12 protein-coding genes and 1 pseudogene are annotated in these 17,523 nt (G+C 51.0%); 8 read left to right on the top strand and 5 right to left on the bottom strand.

The genetic code is table 11. From position 1 onward, the window contains the following. Positions 1 to 6: 6 nt before the first annotated feature. Together IQ256_RS02615 and IQ256_RS02620 are read left to right on the top strand one after the other, a co-directional pair. Positions 7 to 1,860: pseudogene (locus IQ256_RS02615) on the top strand (DNA-directed RNA polymerase subunit gamma); the annotation flags it as partial. 176 nt (positions 1,861 to 2,036) lie between these two features. Further along, on the top strand, positions 2,037 to 6,002 hold the full coding sequence (locus IQ256_RS02620; protein ID WP_193853984.1) for a DNA-directed RNA polymerase subunit beta': 3,966 nt from the start codon (positions 2,037 to 2,039) through the stop codon (positions 6,000 to 6,002). Positions 6,003 to 6,171: 169 nt separating this feature from the next. Here the strand turns inward: IQ256_RS02620 and IQ256_RS02625 are convergent, their stop codons facing one another. Next, positions 6,172 to 7,380, bottom strand: coding sequence for an HhoA/HhoB/HtrA family serine endopeptidase (locus IQ256_RS02625; protein WP_193853986.1), 1,209 nt, complete (start codon positions 7,378 to 7,380; stop codon positions 6,172 to 6,174). A gap of 214 nt (positions 7,381 to 7,594) precedes the next feature. On the opposite strand from IQ256_RS02625, the gene IQ256_RS02630 reads away from it, so the two are divergent. Then, a complete protein-coding gene (locus IQ256_RS02630) occupies positions 7,595 to 8,011 on the top strand; it encodes a hypothetical protein (protein WP_193853988.1) in 417 nt (138 codons plus the stop codon). Between the two features lie 32 nt (positions 8,012 to 8,043). Here IQ256_RS02630 and hflX read toward each other — a convergent pair whose 3' ends face one another. Beyond that, positions 8,044 to 9,810, bottom strand: coding sequence for a GTPase HflX (gene hflX, locus IQ256_RS02635; protein WP_370623330.1), 1,767 nt, complete (start codon positions 9,808 to 9,810; stop codon positions 8,044 to 8,046). 420 nt (positions 9,811 to 10,230) lie between these two features. Here hflX and IQ256_RS02640 point away from each other — a divergent pair, with 420 nt between their 5' ends. The 3 genes from IQ256_RS02640 to IQ256_RS02650 are packed head-to-tail and all read left to right on the top strand — an operon-like array spanning position 10,231 to position 12,227. After that, complete coding sequence (locus IQ256_RS02640; protein WP_193853990.1) at positions 10,231 to 10,683, top strand: CAAD domain-containing protein; 453 nt, start codon at positions 10,231 to 10,233, stop codon at positions 10,681 to 10,683. Between the two features lie 46 nt (positions 10,684 to 10,729). Beyond that, on the top strand, positions 10,730 to 10,903 hold the full coding sequence (locus IQ256_RS02645; RefSeq protein WP_193853992.1) for a hypothetical protein: 174 nt from the start codon (positions 10,730 to 10,732) through the stop codon (positions 10,901 to 10,903). 4 nt (positions 10,904 to 10,907) lie between these two features. Then, positions 10,908 to 12,227 (top strand): hypothetical protein, encoded by a 1,320-nt coding sequence (locus IQ256_RS02650; protein ID WP_193853994.1) that lies wholly within the window; start codon positions 10,908 to 10,910, stop codon positions 12,225 to 12,227. Between the two features lie 425 nt (positions 12,228 to 12,652). Here the strand turns inward: IQ256_RS02650 and IQ256_RS02655 are convergent, their stop codons facing one another. The 3 genes from IQ256_RS02655 to IQ256_RS02665 all read right to left on the bottom strand — a co-directional run bounded on the left by IQ256_RS02655 (position 12,653) and on the right by IQ256_RS02665 (position 14,055). Beyond that, entirely contained in the window at positions 12,653 to 12,952 is a 300-nt protein-coding gene (locus IQ256_RS02655; protein ID WP_193853996.1) for a hypothetical protein, read from the bottom strand. Between the two features lie 345 nt (positions 12,953 to 13,297). Further along, positions 13,298 to 13,738: a type II toxin-antitoxin system YhaV family toxin gene (locus IQ256_RS02660; protein ID WP_193853998.1), complete on the bottom strand. Its 441-nt coding sequence runs from the start codon at positions 13,736 to 13,738 to the stop codon at positions 13,298 to 13,300. Next, the gene (locus tag IQ256_RS02665) at positions 13,735 to 14,055 is read right to left on the bottom strand and encodes a hypothetical protein (protein WP_193854000.1); all 321 of its coding nucleotides are present in this window, start codon (positions 14,053 to 14,055) and stop codon (positions 13,735 to 13,737) included. Before IQ256_RS02665 ends, IQ256_RS02660 begins: the two co-directional genes overlap by 4 nt. A gap of 201 nt (positions 14,056 to 14,256) precedes the next feature. On the opposite strand from IQ256_RS02665, the gene IQ256_RS02670 reads away from it, so the two are divergent. Further along, the gene (locus IQ256_RS02670) at positions 14,257 to 14,982 is read left to right on the top strand and encodes an exopolysaccharide biosynthesis protein (protein ID WP_193854002.1); all 726 of its coding nucleotides are present in this window, start codon (positions 14,257 to 14,259) and stop codon (positions 14,980 to 14,982) included. A gap of 118 nt (positions 14,983 to 15,100) precedes the next feature. Beyond that, positions 15,101 to 17,521, top strand: coding sequence for an S-layer homology domain-containing protein (locus IQ256_RS02675; RefSeq protein WP_193854004.1), 2,421 nt, complete (start codon positions 15,101 to 15,103; stop codon positions 17,519 to 17,521). Positions 17,522 to 17,523: the final 2 nt, after the last annotated feature.

Genomic DNA, 17,523 nt, shown 5'->3' on the forward strand with positions numbered 1-17,523 from the left:
TAAAGAATGCCGAAAGTAGAACAGCGGTTTGACTACGTCAAGATTGGGATTGCTTCGCCTGAGAGAATTCGGGAGTGGGGCGAGCGTACCTTGCCTAATGGCACCGTCGTCGGAGAAGTCACCAAGCCGGAGACCATCAACTACAGAACGCTCAAACCTGAGATGGACGGGCTGTTTTGTGAGCGGATCTTTGGCCCCGCAAAAGATTGGGAATGTCACTGTGGCAAATACAAGCGAGTGCGTCACAGAGGTATCGTCTGTGAGCGCTGTGGGGTGGAAGTTACAGAGTCAAGAGTCCGCCGTCATCGGATGGGATACATCAAGCTAGCAGCACCTGTTGCCCACGTCTGGTATCTCAAGGGCATTCCTAGCTACATTGCTATCTTGCTAGACATGCCGCTGCGAGATGTTGAGCAAATCGTGTATTTCAACGCCTATGTGGTGTTGGACGCGGGTAACGCAGACAATCTCTCCTATAAGCAGCTACTGAGTGAAGATCAGTGGATGGAAATTGAAGACCAGCTCTATGCCGAAGAGTCTCAGCTCTCTGGCATTGAAGTTGGGATCGGCGCTGAAGCACTCAAGCGGCTGCTAGAAGATCTGCAGCTAGAAGAAACCGCTGAGATGCTGCGCGAGACAATCGCCACCTCAAAAGGTCAAAAGCGAGCCAAGCTGATCAAGCGCCTGCGGGTAATTGATAACTTCATCGCCACCGGCTCCAAGCCAGACTGGATGGTTCTAGATGTCATTCCAGTTATCCCACCCGATCTGCGTCCGATGGTGCAGCTAGACGGTGGTCGCTTTGCGACTTCTGACCTAAACGACCTGTATCGCCGGGTAATCAACCGCAACAATCGACTGGCCCGCCTGCAAGAGATCTTAGCGCCAGAAATCATCGTTCGTAATGAAAAACGGATGCTGCAAGAGGCCGTCGATGCCCTGATCGACAACGGTCGTCGCGGTCGTACAGTCGTCGGCGCGAACAATCGACCGCTGAAGTCTCTTTCCGACATTATCGAAGGGAAGCAGGGTCGATTCCGCCAGAACCTTTTGGGTAAGCGGGTTGACTACTCTGGTCGCTCGGTTATTGTAGTGGGTCCTAATCTAAAGATTCATCAGTGTGGTCTGCCGCGTGAAATGGCGATCGAGCTGTTTCAGCCCTTTGTGATTCACCGGCTGATTCGTCAGGGCCTAGTCAATAACATCAAGGCAGCGAAGAAACTGATTCAGCGTAACGATCCTAGCGTTTGGGAAGTGCTAGAAGACGTGATCGAAAATCATCCGGTGATGCTGAACCGAGCGCCGACGCTGCATAGACTAGGCATTCAGGCGTTTGAGCCGATTATGGTAGAGGGTAGAGCCATTCAGCTACACCCGCTCGTCTGTCCAGCTTTTAACGCCGACTTTGATGGTGACCAGATGGCGGTTCACGTGCCGCTATCTCTAGAGGCGCAGTCAGAAGCGCGGCTGCTAATGCTGGCTTCTAACAATGTACTTTCACCGGCTACTGGTCGACCGATTATCACTCCTAGCCAGGATATGGTGTTGGGCTGCTACTACCTAACTGCAGATAATCCTGGCAAGCAGAAGGGCGCGGGCCGCTACTTTGCCAATATGGAAGATGCGATCGCAGCCTACGAACAAGGAAACGTCGATCTCCACGCTAGAGTTTGGCTCCGTTTTGCCGGTGAAGTAGAAACCGCCGAAGACGATAGCGAGCCAATTAAAGTCGAGGAAGACGGCAACGGCGGCTCGACTAAAACATACAAGTTCCGCCGCGTCAGGGAAGATGAATCAGGCAACGTTATTTCTCAGTATGTAGAAACGACACCTGGGCGAATTATCTACAACCACGCCGTACTAGGTGCATTAGCCGAATAGATTCCCAATCCTTCTTGAAACAGACCGATAGGCAGTAAATCGGTAGACATCGGTAGATAGAAGTGGGCTAGTTTCCCTAGAGCTAGCCCACTCAACGACCAAAAACAGCATCGATAAACAGCAGCAAAGCAGATCTCAAAGGGAAAAAGCAGAGCATGACAGAGCAGCAAAGCGCAGCAAAACCAAAAGTATTTAGAAACAGAATCATCGACAAAAAGCAGCTAAAGAATCTGGTTTCTTGGTCGTTTGAGCACTACGGCACTGCTCGAACCTCTCAGATGGCCGATGAGATCAAAAGCCTGGGTTTCAAATACGCTACACAAGCCGGGGTTTCTATTAGCGTAGATGACCTAGAAGTCCCGCCTAGCAAAAAGGCGATGCTAGAATCTGCCGAGCAGGAAATTCGCGACACCGAAGAGCGTTACACACGCGGCGAAATCACAGAGGTAGAGCGCTTTCAAAAAGTAATCGATACCTGGAACAGCACCAGCGAGTATCTAAAAGACAAAGTTGTGGAAAATTTCCGCGACAACAATCCGCTCAACTCTGTGTACATGATGTCCAACTCAGGTGCGAGGGGAAATATTTCCCAGGTTCGCCAGCTCGTGGGCATGCGCGGTTTGATGGCTAATCCACAAGGCGAAATCATCGACCTGCCGATTAAGACCAACTTCCGCGAAGGTCTCACCGTCACTGAGTATGTGATCTCTTCCTACGGGGCTCGCAAAGGACTAGTTGATACGGCATTGCGAACAGCGGACTCTGGCTATCTCACTCGCCGCCTAGTGGACGTCTCTCAAGATGTGATCGTCAGAGAAATCGACTGCGGCACCGAGCGCTACATTCCTGTTAGACCGATGACAGACGGTGAGCGGGTACTAATTCCGCTAAAAGATCGCTTGCTTGGCCGGGTTCCAGCTGAAGCCGTGATGCATCCCAAGACGGGCGAGATGATTGTCGATCGCAATCAGGCGATTACAGACGACATTGCCAGTGCGATCGGAGATGCCAAGATCAAAGAAATCAAGTTACGTTCAGCCCTGACCTGTGAAGCGGCTCGTTCTGTTTGCCAGCACTGCTACGGCTGGAGTTTGGCTCACTCTCATATGGTTGATTTAGGCGAGGCAGTCGGCATTATTGCTGCCCAGTCCATCGGTGAACCGGGTACGCAGCTGACGATGCGTACTTTCCACACGGGTGGAACCTTTACGGGTGAACTGGCCCCTCAGGTCAACGCCAAACGTAGCGGTATCATTCGCATCCCAGAGGGTCTTAGAACTCGCGCCTTCCGCACTCGTCACGGCGAGGACGCGCTAGTGATGGACGAAAACTGTCAGATTGCAATTGAAGCTAACGGCAAGGAATACTCGGTCTCACTAGCGAAGAACGCAATTTTGTTTGCTCAAGACGGTGACGAGATCAAAAAAGGCGAGATGATTGCCGAGATGCCTAGCACCAGCCGAGTGCGTAAAGTCACTGAGAAAGCGAGTAAGGACGTTACCTCCGATCTTTCGGGTGAGGTGAAGTTTGCCGGTCTAGTTCAAGAAGAGAAGACTGACCGTCAGGGGAATATGACCCGCCTAGCTCAACGGGGGGGATTGATGTGGGTGCTCTCGGGTGAGGTGTATAACCTGCCGCCGGGCGCAGAGCCGGTTGTGAAGAATGGCGATCGCATCGAAGCCGCTGGCGTCTTAGCCGAAACCAAGCTGATCACAGAGCGGGGCGGAATTGTTCGTCTGACCAACACTTCTAGCGATGGCAAAGGCGGTCGCGAAGTCGAGATTATCACCGCCTCTGTTGCTCTAGACCGGGCGGAAGTCGAGATTGAAAGCGGTCAGGGCCGTGAGCACTACTTTTTGAACACCTCTACTGGACAGAAATTTTCGATTAACGCCACCCCTGGAACTAAGGTCACCAACGGTCAGGTTGTTGCCGAGCTAGTAGACGATACCTTCCGTACTCAAACAGGCGGCATTATCAAGTTTGCCGGGGTCGAGATTGCGAAGCGCGGCAAAGCGAAAACTGGCTATGAGGTCACCAAGGGCGGCACCCTGCTTTGGATTCCTGAAGAAGCCCATGACATCAACAAAGACATCTCCCTATTGATGGTAGAAGATGGTCAGTACGTCGAAGCAGGAACAGAAGTTGTCAAAGATATTTTCTGTCAGACCAACGGCGTCGTCGAAGTCACTCAGAAAAACGATATCTTGCGCGAGATCGTGATCCGGCCTGGAGATATTCACATGGTGGATAGCCCAGACGATGCTGGCAAAAAAAGTGGCGATATCGTCAACGCGGGTGAAGAAGTCATGCCGGGCGTGGTAGCGGACTCGCTTCGCTATGTTGAATACGTCGAAACGCCAGAAGGTGCTGCTTTGCTGCTGCGCCCTGTGCAAGAGTTTGAAGTGCCCGATGAAGCGTCAATTCCTAGCCAAACTTCTGTAAGTGATAGCGATGACAAGGGTATTAGCCTGAAGGCTATCCAGCGCTTACTCTACAAAGACGGAGAGAGGGTGAAGTCGGTTGAAGGACTAGAAATTATACGGACGCAGCTAGTCTTAGAAATCGACGAGGGCGGCAGTCAGCTAACGGCTGACATCGAGCTGAAGGCGGACGGTGATGAGGAAGATGCCAAGCAGCGGCTACAGCTAGTGGTGCTAGAAACGCTGGTCGTTCGCCGCGACATTGAGGCAGATCAGACTCAAGGCAGCACCCGCACCCGGCTGCTAGTCAAAGACGGCGATGAGATTCATCCCGGTGCAGTCATCGCTCGAACCGAGATTCAGTCCAAGGAAGCGGGTGAGATTCGCGGTATTCGTGAGGATTTAGAATCGGTTCGGCGGATTCTGGTAGTGCGTGATGCCGATCGCATTACGGTATCGACTGAAGGCAACTCGCCTACGGTCTCTGAAGGTGATTTGCTCGTTGATAATACTGCGATCGCACCTGGGGTCAAAACCGTTGAATCAGGCCAAGTGATCTCCGTAGGTGACAACGAGATTGTGATGAGGCTAGCTAGACCTTATCGAGTGTCTACCGGTGCGGTCTTGCACATTGAAGACAGCGACCTAGTACAGCGAGGTGACGGTCTGGTGCTGCTGGTCTTTGAGCGAGCAAAGACAGGTGATATTATCCAGGGTCTACCGCGTATCGAAGAACTGCTAGAAGCCCGTAAGCCTAAGGAAGCCTGCATTCTCGCAGAGCGACCCGGTACGGCGCAGGTCGTCTACGCAGAAGATGAGACCGTCGAAATCAAAGTGATCGAAAGTGATGGCGCGGTGACTGACTACCCAGTAACGCCAGGTCAGAACTTAGTGATTGGTGATGGTCAAAAGGTCGGAACGGGCGAGCCCTTGACGGACGGTCCTTCAAACCCTCACCAGATTCTAGAGGTCTTCTACAAGTACTATCGTGAGAACAAGGGCACGCATGAGTCCGCTATGCTGAGCCTAGAGCGAGTGCAGTCTTTCTTGGTCAACGAAGTGCAGTCGGTATATCAGTCTCAAGGCATTGATATCTCAGACAAACACATTGAAGTGATCGTGCGTCAGATGACCTCGAAAGCGCGTCTAGAAGACGGTGGAGACACCACCATGCTGCCAGGCGAACTAGTAGAGATTCGTCAGCTAGAGCAGGTGAATGAGGCGATGTCGATTACCGGCATGGCTCCGGCAGACTATACGCCAGTGCTATTGGGTATCACCAAGGCTTCTTTGAATACAGATAGCTTTATCTCAGCGGCGAGCTTCCAAGAAACTACTCGCGTGCTGACAGAAGCGGCTATTCAAGGCAAGTCCGACTGGCTGCGCGGCCTGAAGGAAAACGTGATTATTGGTCGCTTGATTCCGGCGGGTACGGGCTTCAATGCTTACGAAGAGCCGACTTCACCTGAAGTGGATACCTCGTTTGATGGCACCTTCTTGAACAATGACATGGCCCTATCAGACATGGTGCTAGATGATCGCACTGCTAGAGCCTACGACCGGGAAGGTGGATTGGACCTGATTGCTGGTGACGGCATGGTCGGTGGTACTGAAAAGCCAGCCGAGGAGACGGACAAGGTGCCTTCTACTCTGATTGGTGGTGACGGTTTGATCGATGATAAGACAGGTACGGTGTAGGATTTTCTAGCTGTCTCCCTTCGCTTGTTTAAACACGGTTTCAAAAACTAGAGTCCATCAATAAAGCCCCGAGAAGTTTATTGCTCGGGGCTTTACTGTTTCTCTAGCTTGTCTTTGGCCTGTTTTTAGGTTGTATATGCCCAAGAACTTTGCGGCTAGCGACTATGCACTACGCGCTTTCTTGTTCTGAGAGGTCGGCTGTCTTGACCGATAGCTGCTGAGTGCGATCGCCTCGTCGCAAAGTCATCTGCAATGAATCGCCTACTTTTACCTGATCGACCCGGCTCTGAAGCTGATCGGCCTGCTTCACCCGAAAGCCTGCCACATTGGTAATCACATCACCGCGCCGCAGTCCGGCTTCAGCTGCAGGCGTATTGGGTAGTACTCGTACGACTAGCACGCCATCGGTCTCTGGCAGCTCGATCGCACTGTTAGGATCTTCGTTGTTCACCTTGGCCATGTCTGGCGTCAGCGTAGCGATCTGTACGCCTAGGTAAGGATGGGCAATCCGCTCGCCCCGAGACAAACTGGCCTGAATAGCTTTGGCCTTATTGATCGGAATGGCGAAGCCGATGCCCATCGCGTCGGCGCGGATTGCAGTGTTAATGCCAATCACCTCGCCCTGTGCATTTAGCAATGGCCCACCAGAGTTACCAGGATTGATCGCCGCGTCTGTTTGAATAAAGTCGATGCGCTTATCGGGAATGCCAACGGCGGCACTAGAGCGCTTAAGGGTGCTGACGATACCGAGCGTCACCGTATTGTCTAGGCCAAGTGGATTGCCGACTGCGATCGCCCAATCCCCGACTTCCACCGAATCTGAATCTCCTAGCGTAGAGACAGGTAACGGCTCATCTACTGTATCAATCCTAATGACGGCTAGGTCCGTAATCTCATCGACGCCTTCTACATAGCCCTCAAACTGACGACCGTCTTTGAGCTTCACCGTCACCTGGTCGGCGTTATTAACCACGTGGGCATTGGTCAAGATATCGCCTTGGTCATTGATAATGAACCCCGAGCCCTGTCCTCTTAAATGCTCTTCTTGGGGGATACTTTGGAACCCACCGCCGCCCATTCGTCCTCTAAAAAACGGATCGTCATAGAACATATCTGGGACGTTGCGGGTCACCGTTCTTTCTGTATCGATCCGAACAACCGCATCACCTACAGAGCGAACTGCGTTCGCTACAAAGCTTTCTGAAGAGAGACTTTCAGGGGAAAGCGCCGTCGCCGCTGATGCTGTCGCCGCAGAAGAGGCCGCTTGCGCCCAAACAGGCAACGCCCACAAACTATTGGTCAACAGCAAAGTGACCGCGACAGTCGCCATCTGCTTAAAGAAAAGGCCAACTGACGACAGGCTAGGAATAAACTTCATAGACGCTCTCTTACGCACGACGGACAAATAACGGACAAACAGCGAAGGGGAAAAATCCTTAGCTTATTTTGGCAGCTTCTTCAAAGATCGGCAGTGTGGATGTACTGAGTCTAGAGGTACGGATTACGCGATCGCTACGATACAGATTGGCGCTATTATGACCAAGACTTCAACAGAGCGTCTGTAGCTCTTGATTCTGTTTAACTCAGACCACATGGCTTTTCGCTCGCCTAGAAGCCCCATTTTCGCCTTAGCTGTGATCGCACCAATAGCCACTACTCTGCTGTTAGCGGGCTGTAGCAGCTTGCCCAACTCATACGAAGCAGAGCTAGCCGAACATCTAGAGAGCACAGGAGCCAAAATGTACGGCGCTTATTGGTGTCCGCACTGTGCTACGCAAAAAAAATATTTTGGTGGAGCCGCTGACCAACTGCCCTACGTAGAATGTGATGCAAACGGTATTAACGCTGAGGTAGAACTGTGTCGGACAGCGGGAATAGAAGCCTATCCGACTTGGGTGATCGAAGGCGAGTATTATCTAGGAGCCCAGCCTCTAAAGAAGCTAGCGGCGCTGTCGGGGTTTGAAGGGGCAGTAAGTGACAAAAAGTCTACGCGCCCTGTCGGTCAATAAGACATCACTAGCAAAACCTCACCAGTAAAAACTCAAGGCGCGATCGCATAGTCAGCTAGCTGAAGGATTTTCTGTCTGAGGGTATCCATGCCTAGATTTTTGGCCACTGAGACAAAAACGGCCTGCGGATATTCGTCCTTTGCGACTTCTAGAGCGTCGGTATCAGCCTGGTCTAGCTTGTTGAATACCAGCAAAATTGGACCGGGTGCAATCGGCATTTGGCCCAGTAGATTCATTACAGAGCGAATATGATCTTGCCAGGCGTGGTGAGAGGCATCGACCATATGAATCAGCGCGTCAGCTTCGGTGACTTCTTCTAGCGTGGCGCGAAAAGCATCCATCAGCGCCGACGGCAGATCTTGAATAAAACCAACCGTGTCAGTCAGCACTAGTGAGTGGGGCTCATGAGTGGCTTCATCCGTAATCACAATGCGGCGAGTGGTGGGATCTAGGGTGGCAAAAAGCTGGTCAGCGGCGTAGACATCTGAGTCAGTTAGGCGATTGAGCAAGGTAGATTTGCCAGCGTTGGTATAGCCGATGATGGCAATCGAAGGCACTGAGTTGTGCTGACGGCGCTGACGCAGGCGGGTTCTGTGAGCCTGTAGCTGAGTGACTTCTGACTGCAGGCGAGTGATGCGTTTTTGAATGGCGCGACGTTCGGTTTCTAGCTTGGTTTCACCAGGGCCTCTGGTACCGATACCGCCACCGAGCCTAGACATGGCCTGCCCTCGCCCGGTAAGCCTTGGTAGCTGATACTCTAGCTGAGCGAGTTCGACTTGCAGCTTACCTTCGCCCGATTTGGCGCGCTGGGCAAAGATATCTAGGATCAGCTCGGTGCGATCGACCACTCGAACGCCAACGTGTTTTTCTAGATTGCGGATTTGTCCGGGAGAAAGATCGCGGTTGAAGACAATTAGGTTAGCGCCTAGCGTCTGGACAGAAAGAGCAATTTCGTCGACTTTTCCTGCGCCGATTACGGTCTGAGGATGGGGGCGCGATCGCTTCTGCTGGGTGACTTGTAAAACATCACCACCGGCTGTCTCGACTAGTCGCTCAATCTCTGCTAATCCGTTCTTAAAAGACGCTTCCGCCATCTTCTCAGTCAGCAGACCCACCACCAGCACTCGGTCATGGTCGCTATCGACCTGCTGGGCCACAAATTCTCGCCGAAATTCCTCTTCTAAACTCTCGGCTAGATCCAAAAAATCCTGCTGATCCAATTCGTCTAGGCTCAGCGGATCTGAAACGGCCCACTGTGCTTCAGGGTTGGGCACTAGATGGGCGAGATAGGCATCGCGAATATAGCCTGTGGCCCCGCCGCCTTTGCGCTTGAAGCCCGTACCTGTCAAAGTCAGCAGCGCCATCGCATCTAGCCTTTGGATAGCCATTGCCGTCAGCACGCTATGACTGGGCGGCTCTAGCTTTAGCTGCGTTGCGATACAGCGAATGCCACACAGACGTTCTGCGCCATAGCGCGGCAGCTCTAAGACCGGAATCTGGGTTTTACGAGGACTGCCCACGCCGACCCTGATGACATGGCCGCGCCGATCGACATACGCACAAACCGCCTGGTTAATATCAGTGCTAACAGCAGCTAGTCGCTGGGCGAATTCCGGCGTGGTTACCCGATCTATGGGTAGCCGCTGGTGATAGATCCTTTGGAGATCTTTTAGCTGGCTAGATTTTAGACCCTTGAGCTCGCCGTAAATTTTTTCTATGGGATGTTCCTTGATCGATGAAACTGTATAGATGCTTTCTATTTTAGAGAATGAACCGAAGGGTGATGGGCGATCGCACACCAAGCGTCACATTTGCCTATTGAGCGCCTATTGAGTCAAGCACGCTGAAATAGTACAAAAAATAGTACAATTGTCAGTGCCTACAGGCATCCAAATCTGGAAGTATTCATATCTAGAAGTAGCGTTTTATGATATGTACGTCTCGGGATATATACATAGATTGATGACAGTACTAAAGCATCCCTGTTACTAATCAAGATATCTTGACCTACTTTGGTACTTAATGAACGAGGCGCTATTATATGCCTTGATTTATTCTCTCTGCTCCGTAGTTTATAGAACTTCTGGGGTTTGCTGTTACTTTATCCGGCGGCCAGCTTCACTTAATTTTTAGGCTACTTATCTAGGCTAAAAGCTCTAGAGCATCGGCTTTGGAGCAGAGTATCTAGCCCACATGTTGTTTACTCGGAAGACTTAGTTATGGCGACAGACACACAAACAGAAGGGACTGTTTTTACAGAAAGCAGCGATTCAATCGGCGACAGTGCCTCCACTGATTTCGGTTCTGCCGAAACAGCCGAAACAGCCGAAACAGCCGAAACGATGGAGCAAATTAAGCGAGCTACCGCCCAAGTCGTTGATAAGCTTGGCGATTTAGACAAGTACTTCGGCGAATTCTTTCAAGAATACAAGCGTCCTTTGATTGCCCTAGGGCTGTTCTTTGGTCTATTTCTTTCTATCAAGCTGACGCTGGCTGTCTTAGAAGCCATCAACGATGTACCTGTTCTCGCGCCTTTGTTCGAGCTAATTGGCCTGCTATACAGCGGCTGGTTTGTGTACCGCTATCTGCTCAAAGCCTCCAACCGCAGCGAGCTTGCTAGTGAAATGAACGCGCTAAAAGACCAGGTTCTAGGCCGCACTTCTCGGCTGTAGAAGCTGGCTGAAGCAGATGACAGCTTTGCTTTGATCCGCCCTATACTTGGGATTTTCTACCGCCGATTTCTTAGATGCGATCGGCGGTATTTTAGTAGAGATCCGAACCTTTCCCTACCTGTTGACTCAGCAGGCGACTTCTATACTAGAGAAAAGACGCACAAAAACAGCGCTTGCTCAGTTGAAAGTAAACCGTAGAAGCAAGCATACGAGGCAGTAAGGCCGTGGAATTAAACAAAGAAGTCATGCAGGCGGTGGAATCCCTCGATTATCGGGTGACGGTAGGGGATGTGGCTACAAAAGCCGGACTCAACGTAGAGGTGGCGCAGCAAGGACTATTAGCGCTGGCCTCAGAAACGCAAGGACACATGCAGGTTTCAGAAAGTGGGGAGATTGCCTATGAGTTTCCTCGAAACTTTCGCGGCGTGCTGCGAAATAAGTACTGGCAATTGCGCGCTCAAGAAACGCTCTCTAAAGTCTGGGGGGCGCTGTTCTATGTGATTCGGATCTCGTTTGGCATCATGCTAATGGTTTCGATTGCGCTGATCTCAATTGCGATTATTGTGCTGGTGATTGCCGCGAGTAGTCAGGGCGGCGATAACAATCGCGACGATCGCAGAGGCGGCGGGTTTATATTCTTCCCGACGAATTTCTTTTACCTATTTGACTTTAACTATGGACGCGGCAGACGGCGCTATCCCAGTCGCGGTGTCAATCGATATGGTGGCGGATACAGTGGTAGCGGCGCTCGCTCGTCACGCTCTGGTGAAAAGCTGCCTTTTCTAGAAGCGATCTTTTCCTTTTTGTTTGGAGATGGCGATCCGAATGAAAATCTAGAAGAGCGGCGGTGGCAGGCGATTGGTAGTGTGATTGCCAATAATGGTGGTGCGATCGCTGCCGAGCAAGTCACGCCTTACCTAGACAATCTAGACGAAGGCTCAGACCAAGAATACGAAGACTACATGCTGCCTGTGCTTACCCGCTTCAACGGTCAGCCAGAGGTGAGCCCAACTGGTGAGATGGTCTACTATTTTCCAGAGCTGCAAGTGTCGGCAATGCAAAGAGGCAAAGCTGCTGTTAGCGCCTACCTAAAAGAACTCAAGCATAAGTTCACCAGTGCTACTTCCGATCAGGTGATGATTTCTATTGGTTTAGGTGCCCTGAACCTAGTAGGCGCACTAGTGCTATGGAACTTGCTACAAACTAGTACCGTTGATATCGAATTTATCGCTTTCATCCAGTCTATCTATTGGTTGCTAGCAGGATATGGCATAGCATTCCTAGGTATTCCTCTAATTCGTTATTACTGGATGCTTGGGCAAAACGCCAAAATTGAAAAGAGAAACGAGGAGAGAGCGCTAAGAGCTTCAGTCCTGAATCGCCTAGGGCCCGCTTTTCAGCAGAAGCTAGCCTTTGCTCATCAGTTTGCTGCTCAAAAAGTGCTGAACGAGAGTGATGTTGTTTATAGCACAGAGACAGACTTAGCAGAGCAGGGTGGTGACCCTGATGAAGCTGACTTCCTACGTCGGCTTAATGAGATCTGATTGTGAGCTGAAGAATATATCTAATCGCACAGACATCTCAACACTAGACATCAAAAACTATGGAATAGCGCTGTTTTTAAAGCACCGTTAGTTTGAGTACAGCCGTCCGTAATCTTCAGTAATTATCTCTTTTGGGTACTTCAAGATGTATTACCTTACAGGCGTTTTTTCACACAAAGCTAGAGGCACTGGTATTAGCCATCTCAGCGCAGGTAAGTTTCTTGGTTTAGCGATTTTTCGATTACTTATCTTCTGAAGCCAATGAGATTCTAGCGACTGTCAGCGAAGAGCTTTCTATTATTGAACATACTGAAGAGACCGTAGAAGTTTCCCTGTAGAAAACGGCTTTGTTCTGACAAATATTACCAAACGACCAATCCCCAAAGTGTATTGCTAGAGGCTCTGGGGAGGTTATCTCGGTTATCCTAACGTCGTAGTAAACTCATTGCTTCTCCTTGCTCTGGCGTGATCACTAGTCTTTTACCCACTGCCACGATTGGGCTCCACAGCAGCGGCTCCACATAGTTCAATACATGAAGCTGATGAATGGCCTGCCGAATCTCTTCGGGTGAGCCGAGCAGGATATGGCGCAGCCGATCTTTGTGGCTGCTGCGTTCTGGACTGGTGGAGGGGCGATCAGGTCGGCAATTGAGTGGGTAATTGAGCAGACCAGTCTGTGACCCGATCGCAGCTACGCGCAGGTCTGTGGCAGTATAGATTGTCATTTTCACGATTTCTCCGTTGAGTATTTCGAGGGGTTTGAAGAAAGCGCGAAAACTTAGCCGCCCTAACTTGCAATAAGTCAGGACGGCTATGGCATCATGGCCATAACCTTTTGACTGGTCTTGTCAGTTAAAGGGCGAGCCTGGGCTGGCTGTGTCACCAGTCAGCGCGGGCGTTCTGCTAAATTTTCGAGCGGTTGAGCTACTGCCACAGGTTCAAATATTAGGCATTCAAACCTGGCAACAGCCGTAAAAACAGCGTATCAGTATTTTTTAGCGTGTCAACTCTTTTTTTACAGGAAACCTTGACGTCTACGGAGACCTACTCTGAAGACTAGGAGAAGAGCCTTAGTCCTGTTCGCTCTCTAGCAACAGTTCATCTAGCGTCTCTGGAAAATCGCCGCGCTCGACTATCTTCCGAAAAGCTTTGTAGCAGTCTTTTTTATCACCTTCCTTGCGTGGATAGCCTAGCCACAAAATAAATATGGACTTTTGCTCAGCCGCTTGAAAGACTTTGAAAAATAGGCGGTATCGATTGGGCATGCCCATCTTTTTGACTCTGCTGTATTGCTTTAGCGGGCCGGTTAGGGCAAATCGAGAGGCCAGCGGATCGGTAGGAATTCCCTCTTTGATCGCACGCATGACCGCTGCATACAGTTTCACCGTAGGATGGCGAATATATTCCTCATGCGATAGCTTCCCTTTCAGTCGTCGCACTTCTTCGCGCAAATCACGCCGCTGCTTACCAAACAACCTTTTTAGAAAGTAAACGCGCCAGCCGTTGATCATTCGTCTAGTTCAACACCCGCAATGAGATCATCGTCTGCCTGGGCCATCTCAAGCGTGTATTCTTCTAGCTCATCAGGATTCGTGAGCGCTTGCTTCGTCAAAAAATCTAAGTAAAGTCTGAGCATCAGCTCATCTTCTGCCTGCTCTTCCGCCTCGGTCTTATCAATAGAAAAAAGCGCTGTGTCCGGCGCAATCACTTGTACGACACCATCTGCACCTGTAAACTCTGGATTCTCTTTAAAAAAAGCGCTAGGAAGCCGATATCCCGATGAGTTGCCGATTCTAGCCCAAGATACTTTATAGCTTTTCCCAGACATAGTCCTTTCCTAGAGTAAAGTAATGCTCTATTGCAGCAGACAAGCTATGCAGCAGGCGAGTTATAACTATATGTTATTACATTGGGCTTAGTTTGTCCTAAACCCCGACGCAAAGATGATACAAAGACGTGACATCTCGGGTCTCAGCAACCCCTATCGGACAGCTATTATGACTAAACATCAAGAGCACTTTGTACTTCTATGGCCAAGCTATCGGTTGAGCTACAAAAATATTTCCTGAGCGATGCTGTGGACGTGCATCGTGCGGATGATCTAGCAAGTGACTTGGCCGATAGCTTTAGCAGTCAGTCGGGGCCGAGCGCAAAAGCTCGGAGCGTGGAATCTCAAACAGTGACGCTCAATGAGATTTTGGAGATTGCGGGCGAGCGGACGTTTGGCTTTTTGTTTGTGCTGCTGTCGCTGCCGTCGGCGCTGCCGATTCCAGCGCCAGGGTATTCGACGCCGTTTGGAATTGTAATGTTTTTGCTGGCGGTACAGCTAATCATTGGACGAGAGCAGCCCTGGTTTCCTGAAAAGTTTCGCAAGCAGGGGTTTGAGCGATCGCAAGTCCAAAGCGTAATCAAAAAAGGCGTTCCCTGGCTAAAAAAAATTGAGCTAGTGGCCAAGCCCAGACTGACGCCTGTGTGTACGAGCCGCACCGGGCAGGCAGTGATCGGGATTGCGATCGCCCTGATGTCTATTTCAATGATGATTCCGATCCCATTGACCAACACGCTGCCGGCTATCGGCGTCTTTGTCACAGGCTTTGGGCTGCTAGATGACGATGGTGCGATTAGCCTAGGCGGGCTGACAATCTGTGCGATTAGCGCCGTCACGACTACCACTATTCTATTTCTAGTCTTTCGGTTGGGGATGGCCGGCATGGAACGGGTCGTGGACGCTGCAAAGGAATGGGTAAAGCCATAGCCAGGCAAGAAGCTGCTAAATACGGTAAAGAGCGGACGAAAACTATAGTTGCATGAAGGATATGTTGGGTTCTCTCGATTCTGGCGCAATATAGGCACCTACCCGTTTGGTCGGCTATATGCGTTCTTTCAAGCTGTCTACTAAAGCTTTGCTGTTGAGTGCGATCGCACTGAGCACCGAGGCGCTGCTGGCATTACCAGGGCTGGCTCAAAGCTTCGATAATCCCTATCCTCGGTTCTCTGATGCGAGCGATCACTGGGCTACCGCCTGTATTGAAGGTGTTGGCGAAGCAGGCTTGATGAAAGGCTACCTAGACGGGCGATTCTTACCGGATGGCACCATGACGCGGGCTGAATTTGCAGCGGTGATGATCAAGGCATTTCCCAATGCCCAAACGGTGAGAGAAGCACCTAGCTTTGTAGATGTGGCAGAAGATTTCTGGGGTAGCCAGGCGATTAGAGATGCCTACGAGCGTGGCTTTCTAGCGGGCTATCCAGACAGTACGTTTAAGCCCGCCCAGCCAATTACTCGGGCTCAGGCTGTGGTAGTGATCTCAAACGCTCAGCGGCTAACGCTAGCAGAAAACGGCCCAACTGATAGCCAGCAGGTGCTGAGAAGCTTTTTGCGCGACTGGCGGCAGGTGCCGGAATGGGGGAGTGATGCGATCGCCGCTGCTATCCAAACCGGCATTGTCGTCAATTATCCTGACGCAAACCAGCTACGACCTAGCGCCAGCATTACCCGAGGCGAAGCAACAGCGCTGCTGTGTCGAACAAATGTGGAAGGCACCGATGCTCGCTACTACGTTCCGGCCAAATACGTAACCAGCTTCATCGACCCGCCAGCGCTGACTTTTTTGAGAGAGTTTCCAACGGAGTTTTCTGATTTACTTTCTCAGAGGTTCGTGATCAATGGTCAAATATTCTTCGCTGGAAACAACGGTACTGCAGAGCTGTGGAAAACCGACGGTACGGTAGACGGCACGCAGAGGGTTCGAGCGTTGCAGATGACGCAGCCCAATGGCGAAACGGTTCAAACAACTGATGCGTCGATTTATGGAACAATTCCTACTGAAGCAACAGATTCTGAAGCAGACTCTGCCGCTGAACTCTGGATTGTCACCAGGCAAGCCTTTCGTCAGTCTGGTCAATCAGAGAGCAGTATACAGGCTGGAATTTGGCACAGCGACGGTACAGAGCAAGGTACCGTCGCACTAGCTTCGCTCAGTGAAGAGCTGTCGCGATCGCTTCGAGATGCCGAATACTGGATGATAGAGGCTAGTATTCCAGTCTCTGGAGAAAGCGTCTTTACGATCAGGCTGCCAAACAGCACGCAGCTTTGGCGAACAGACGGCAAGACAGAGGCAGGAACTCAGCGCCTGCTAGAGCTACCTGATGTCTTGCCCGATGTCTATAGAGATCAGCAAAGTTCTAGTTTTGGTGGACCTAGTAACTTCAGTATGATCGGTCGCCATCTACTTTTTGTAACTGATTCAGAAGAAGGAACAATGCTGTGGCGGACTGACGGCACGATAGAAGGAACAGAACAGATCAAAACAATTGTTGGGTTAGTGGACTCTTTTAAAAGAGAAGGAAACCAAATTTATTTTAGGCGGCAGACGGTTGGGCCAGATGAAGAGCCAAATGAAGCGCTATGGATAAGTGATGGAACAGAAGCTGGAACCACTGCAATAAAGAACTTTTTCCCAGGGTCATTAGACTCTGATGCGAGGGTACTCGCTACCGTCGGCGAGACTGTGCTGGTCTTGGCGAACTCTTCAGCAGGCACTGGGCTATGGGAAACTGGCGGAACCCCAGAGAGTACGCGCTTAGTCAAGCAGTTGGCCTCAGCCCCTTTACATTCAGGCGATAGCATTTTTGTACAGCATGACGGGAAGCTCTTTTTTGCGGTGCCTACAGCCCTCCCTCCCTCATTGCCAGCCTCTAGCTTAGAAAGGCAAATCTATGAACCGACCTATAGCCTGTGGGTGAGCGATGGCACAGAAGCTGGAACAGTCCAGCTAGGCAGTCCCATCAAAAGCTTCTTCACCAACTTTACGTCTTTTAATGGTCGCCTGTTTTTCAATGGAAATGGGCCTAACGGTCAGGAGCTGTGGGTAACCGATGGCACTGTAGAAGGCACCCATCAGGTGATAGATCTATCGCCTGGATCAAGCCCCTATTCGCCAAATTGTCCCAGTCAGGATCCGCCTCCAGACTGGCGCAGAAAGCAACAATCAGGTCCCGCCCAGGCTTGCAAGTTTTACAAAGTGGCGAATAGCTCTTCGCCGCGATCGCTCACGGTTCGAGGCAATTTCTTGTATTTTATTGCGGGCGATCGCGACCTATACCGCACAGATGGCACCGCGCTAGGCACTCAGTTCATCCGACGACTGAGAGGAGAATATGGCTTCTATTCCCCTAGCATTACGGCTTTAGACGAGCAGCTATTGGTAACAGGCTACAGCGACAGCAGCGATCGTCCGCAGCTCTGGGCGATTCCAGAGCAGGAGATACCCGTGAGGACTGGGTTTGATTGAAG

Origin of the sequence: cf. Phormidesmis sp. LEGE 11477 (assembly GCF_015207105.1) — a bacterium.
Classification (GTDB): domain Bacteria; phylum Cyanobacteriota; class Cyanobacteriia; order Phormidesmidales; family Phormidesmidaceae; genus Phormidesmis.

Excerpts from the sequence above, each read along its gene's own strand:
- IQ256_RS02675 (WP_193854004.1), top strand. The coding sequence starts at position 15,101 with ATGCGTTCTTTCAAGCTGTCTACTAAAGCTTTGCTGTTGAGTGCGATC.
- IQ256_RS02625 (WP_193853986.1), bottom strand. The coding sequence starts at position 7,380 with ATGAAGTTTATTCCTAGCCTGTCGTCAGTTGGCCTTTTCTTTAAGCAG.
- IQ256_RS02620 (WP_193853984.1), top strand. The coding sequence starts at position 2,037 with ATGACAGAGCAGCAAAGCGCAGCAAAACCAAAAGTATTTAGAAACAGA.
- IQ256_RS02640 (WP_193853990.1), top strand. The coding sequence starts at position 10,231 with ATGGCGACAGACACACAAACAGAAGGGACTGTTTTTACAGAAAGCAGC.
- IQ256_RS02670 (WP_193854002.1), top strand. The coding sequence starts at position 14,257 with ATGGCCAAGCTATCGGTTGAGCTACAAAAATATTTCCTGAGCGATGCT.
- IQ256_RS02655 (WP_193853996.1), bottom strand. The coding sequence starts at position 12,952 with ATGACAATCTATACTGCCACAGACCTGCGCGTAGCTGCGATCGGGTCA.
- IQ256_RS02630 (WP_193853988.1), top strand. The coding sequence starts at position 7,595 with ATGGCTTTTCGCTCGCCTAGAAGCCCCATTTTCGCCTTAGCTGTGATC.
- IQ256_RS02660 (WP_193853998.1), bottom strand. The coding sequence starts at position 13,738 with ATGATCAACGGCTGGCGCGTTTACTTTCTAAAAAGGTTGTTTGGTAAG.
- IQ256_RS02665 (WP_193854000.1), bottom strand. The coding sequence starts at position 14,055 with ATGTCTGGGAAAAGCTATAAAGTATCTTGGGCTAGAATCGGCAACTCA.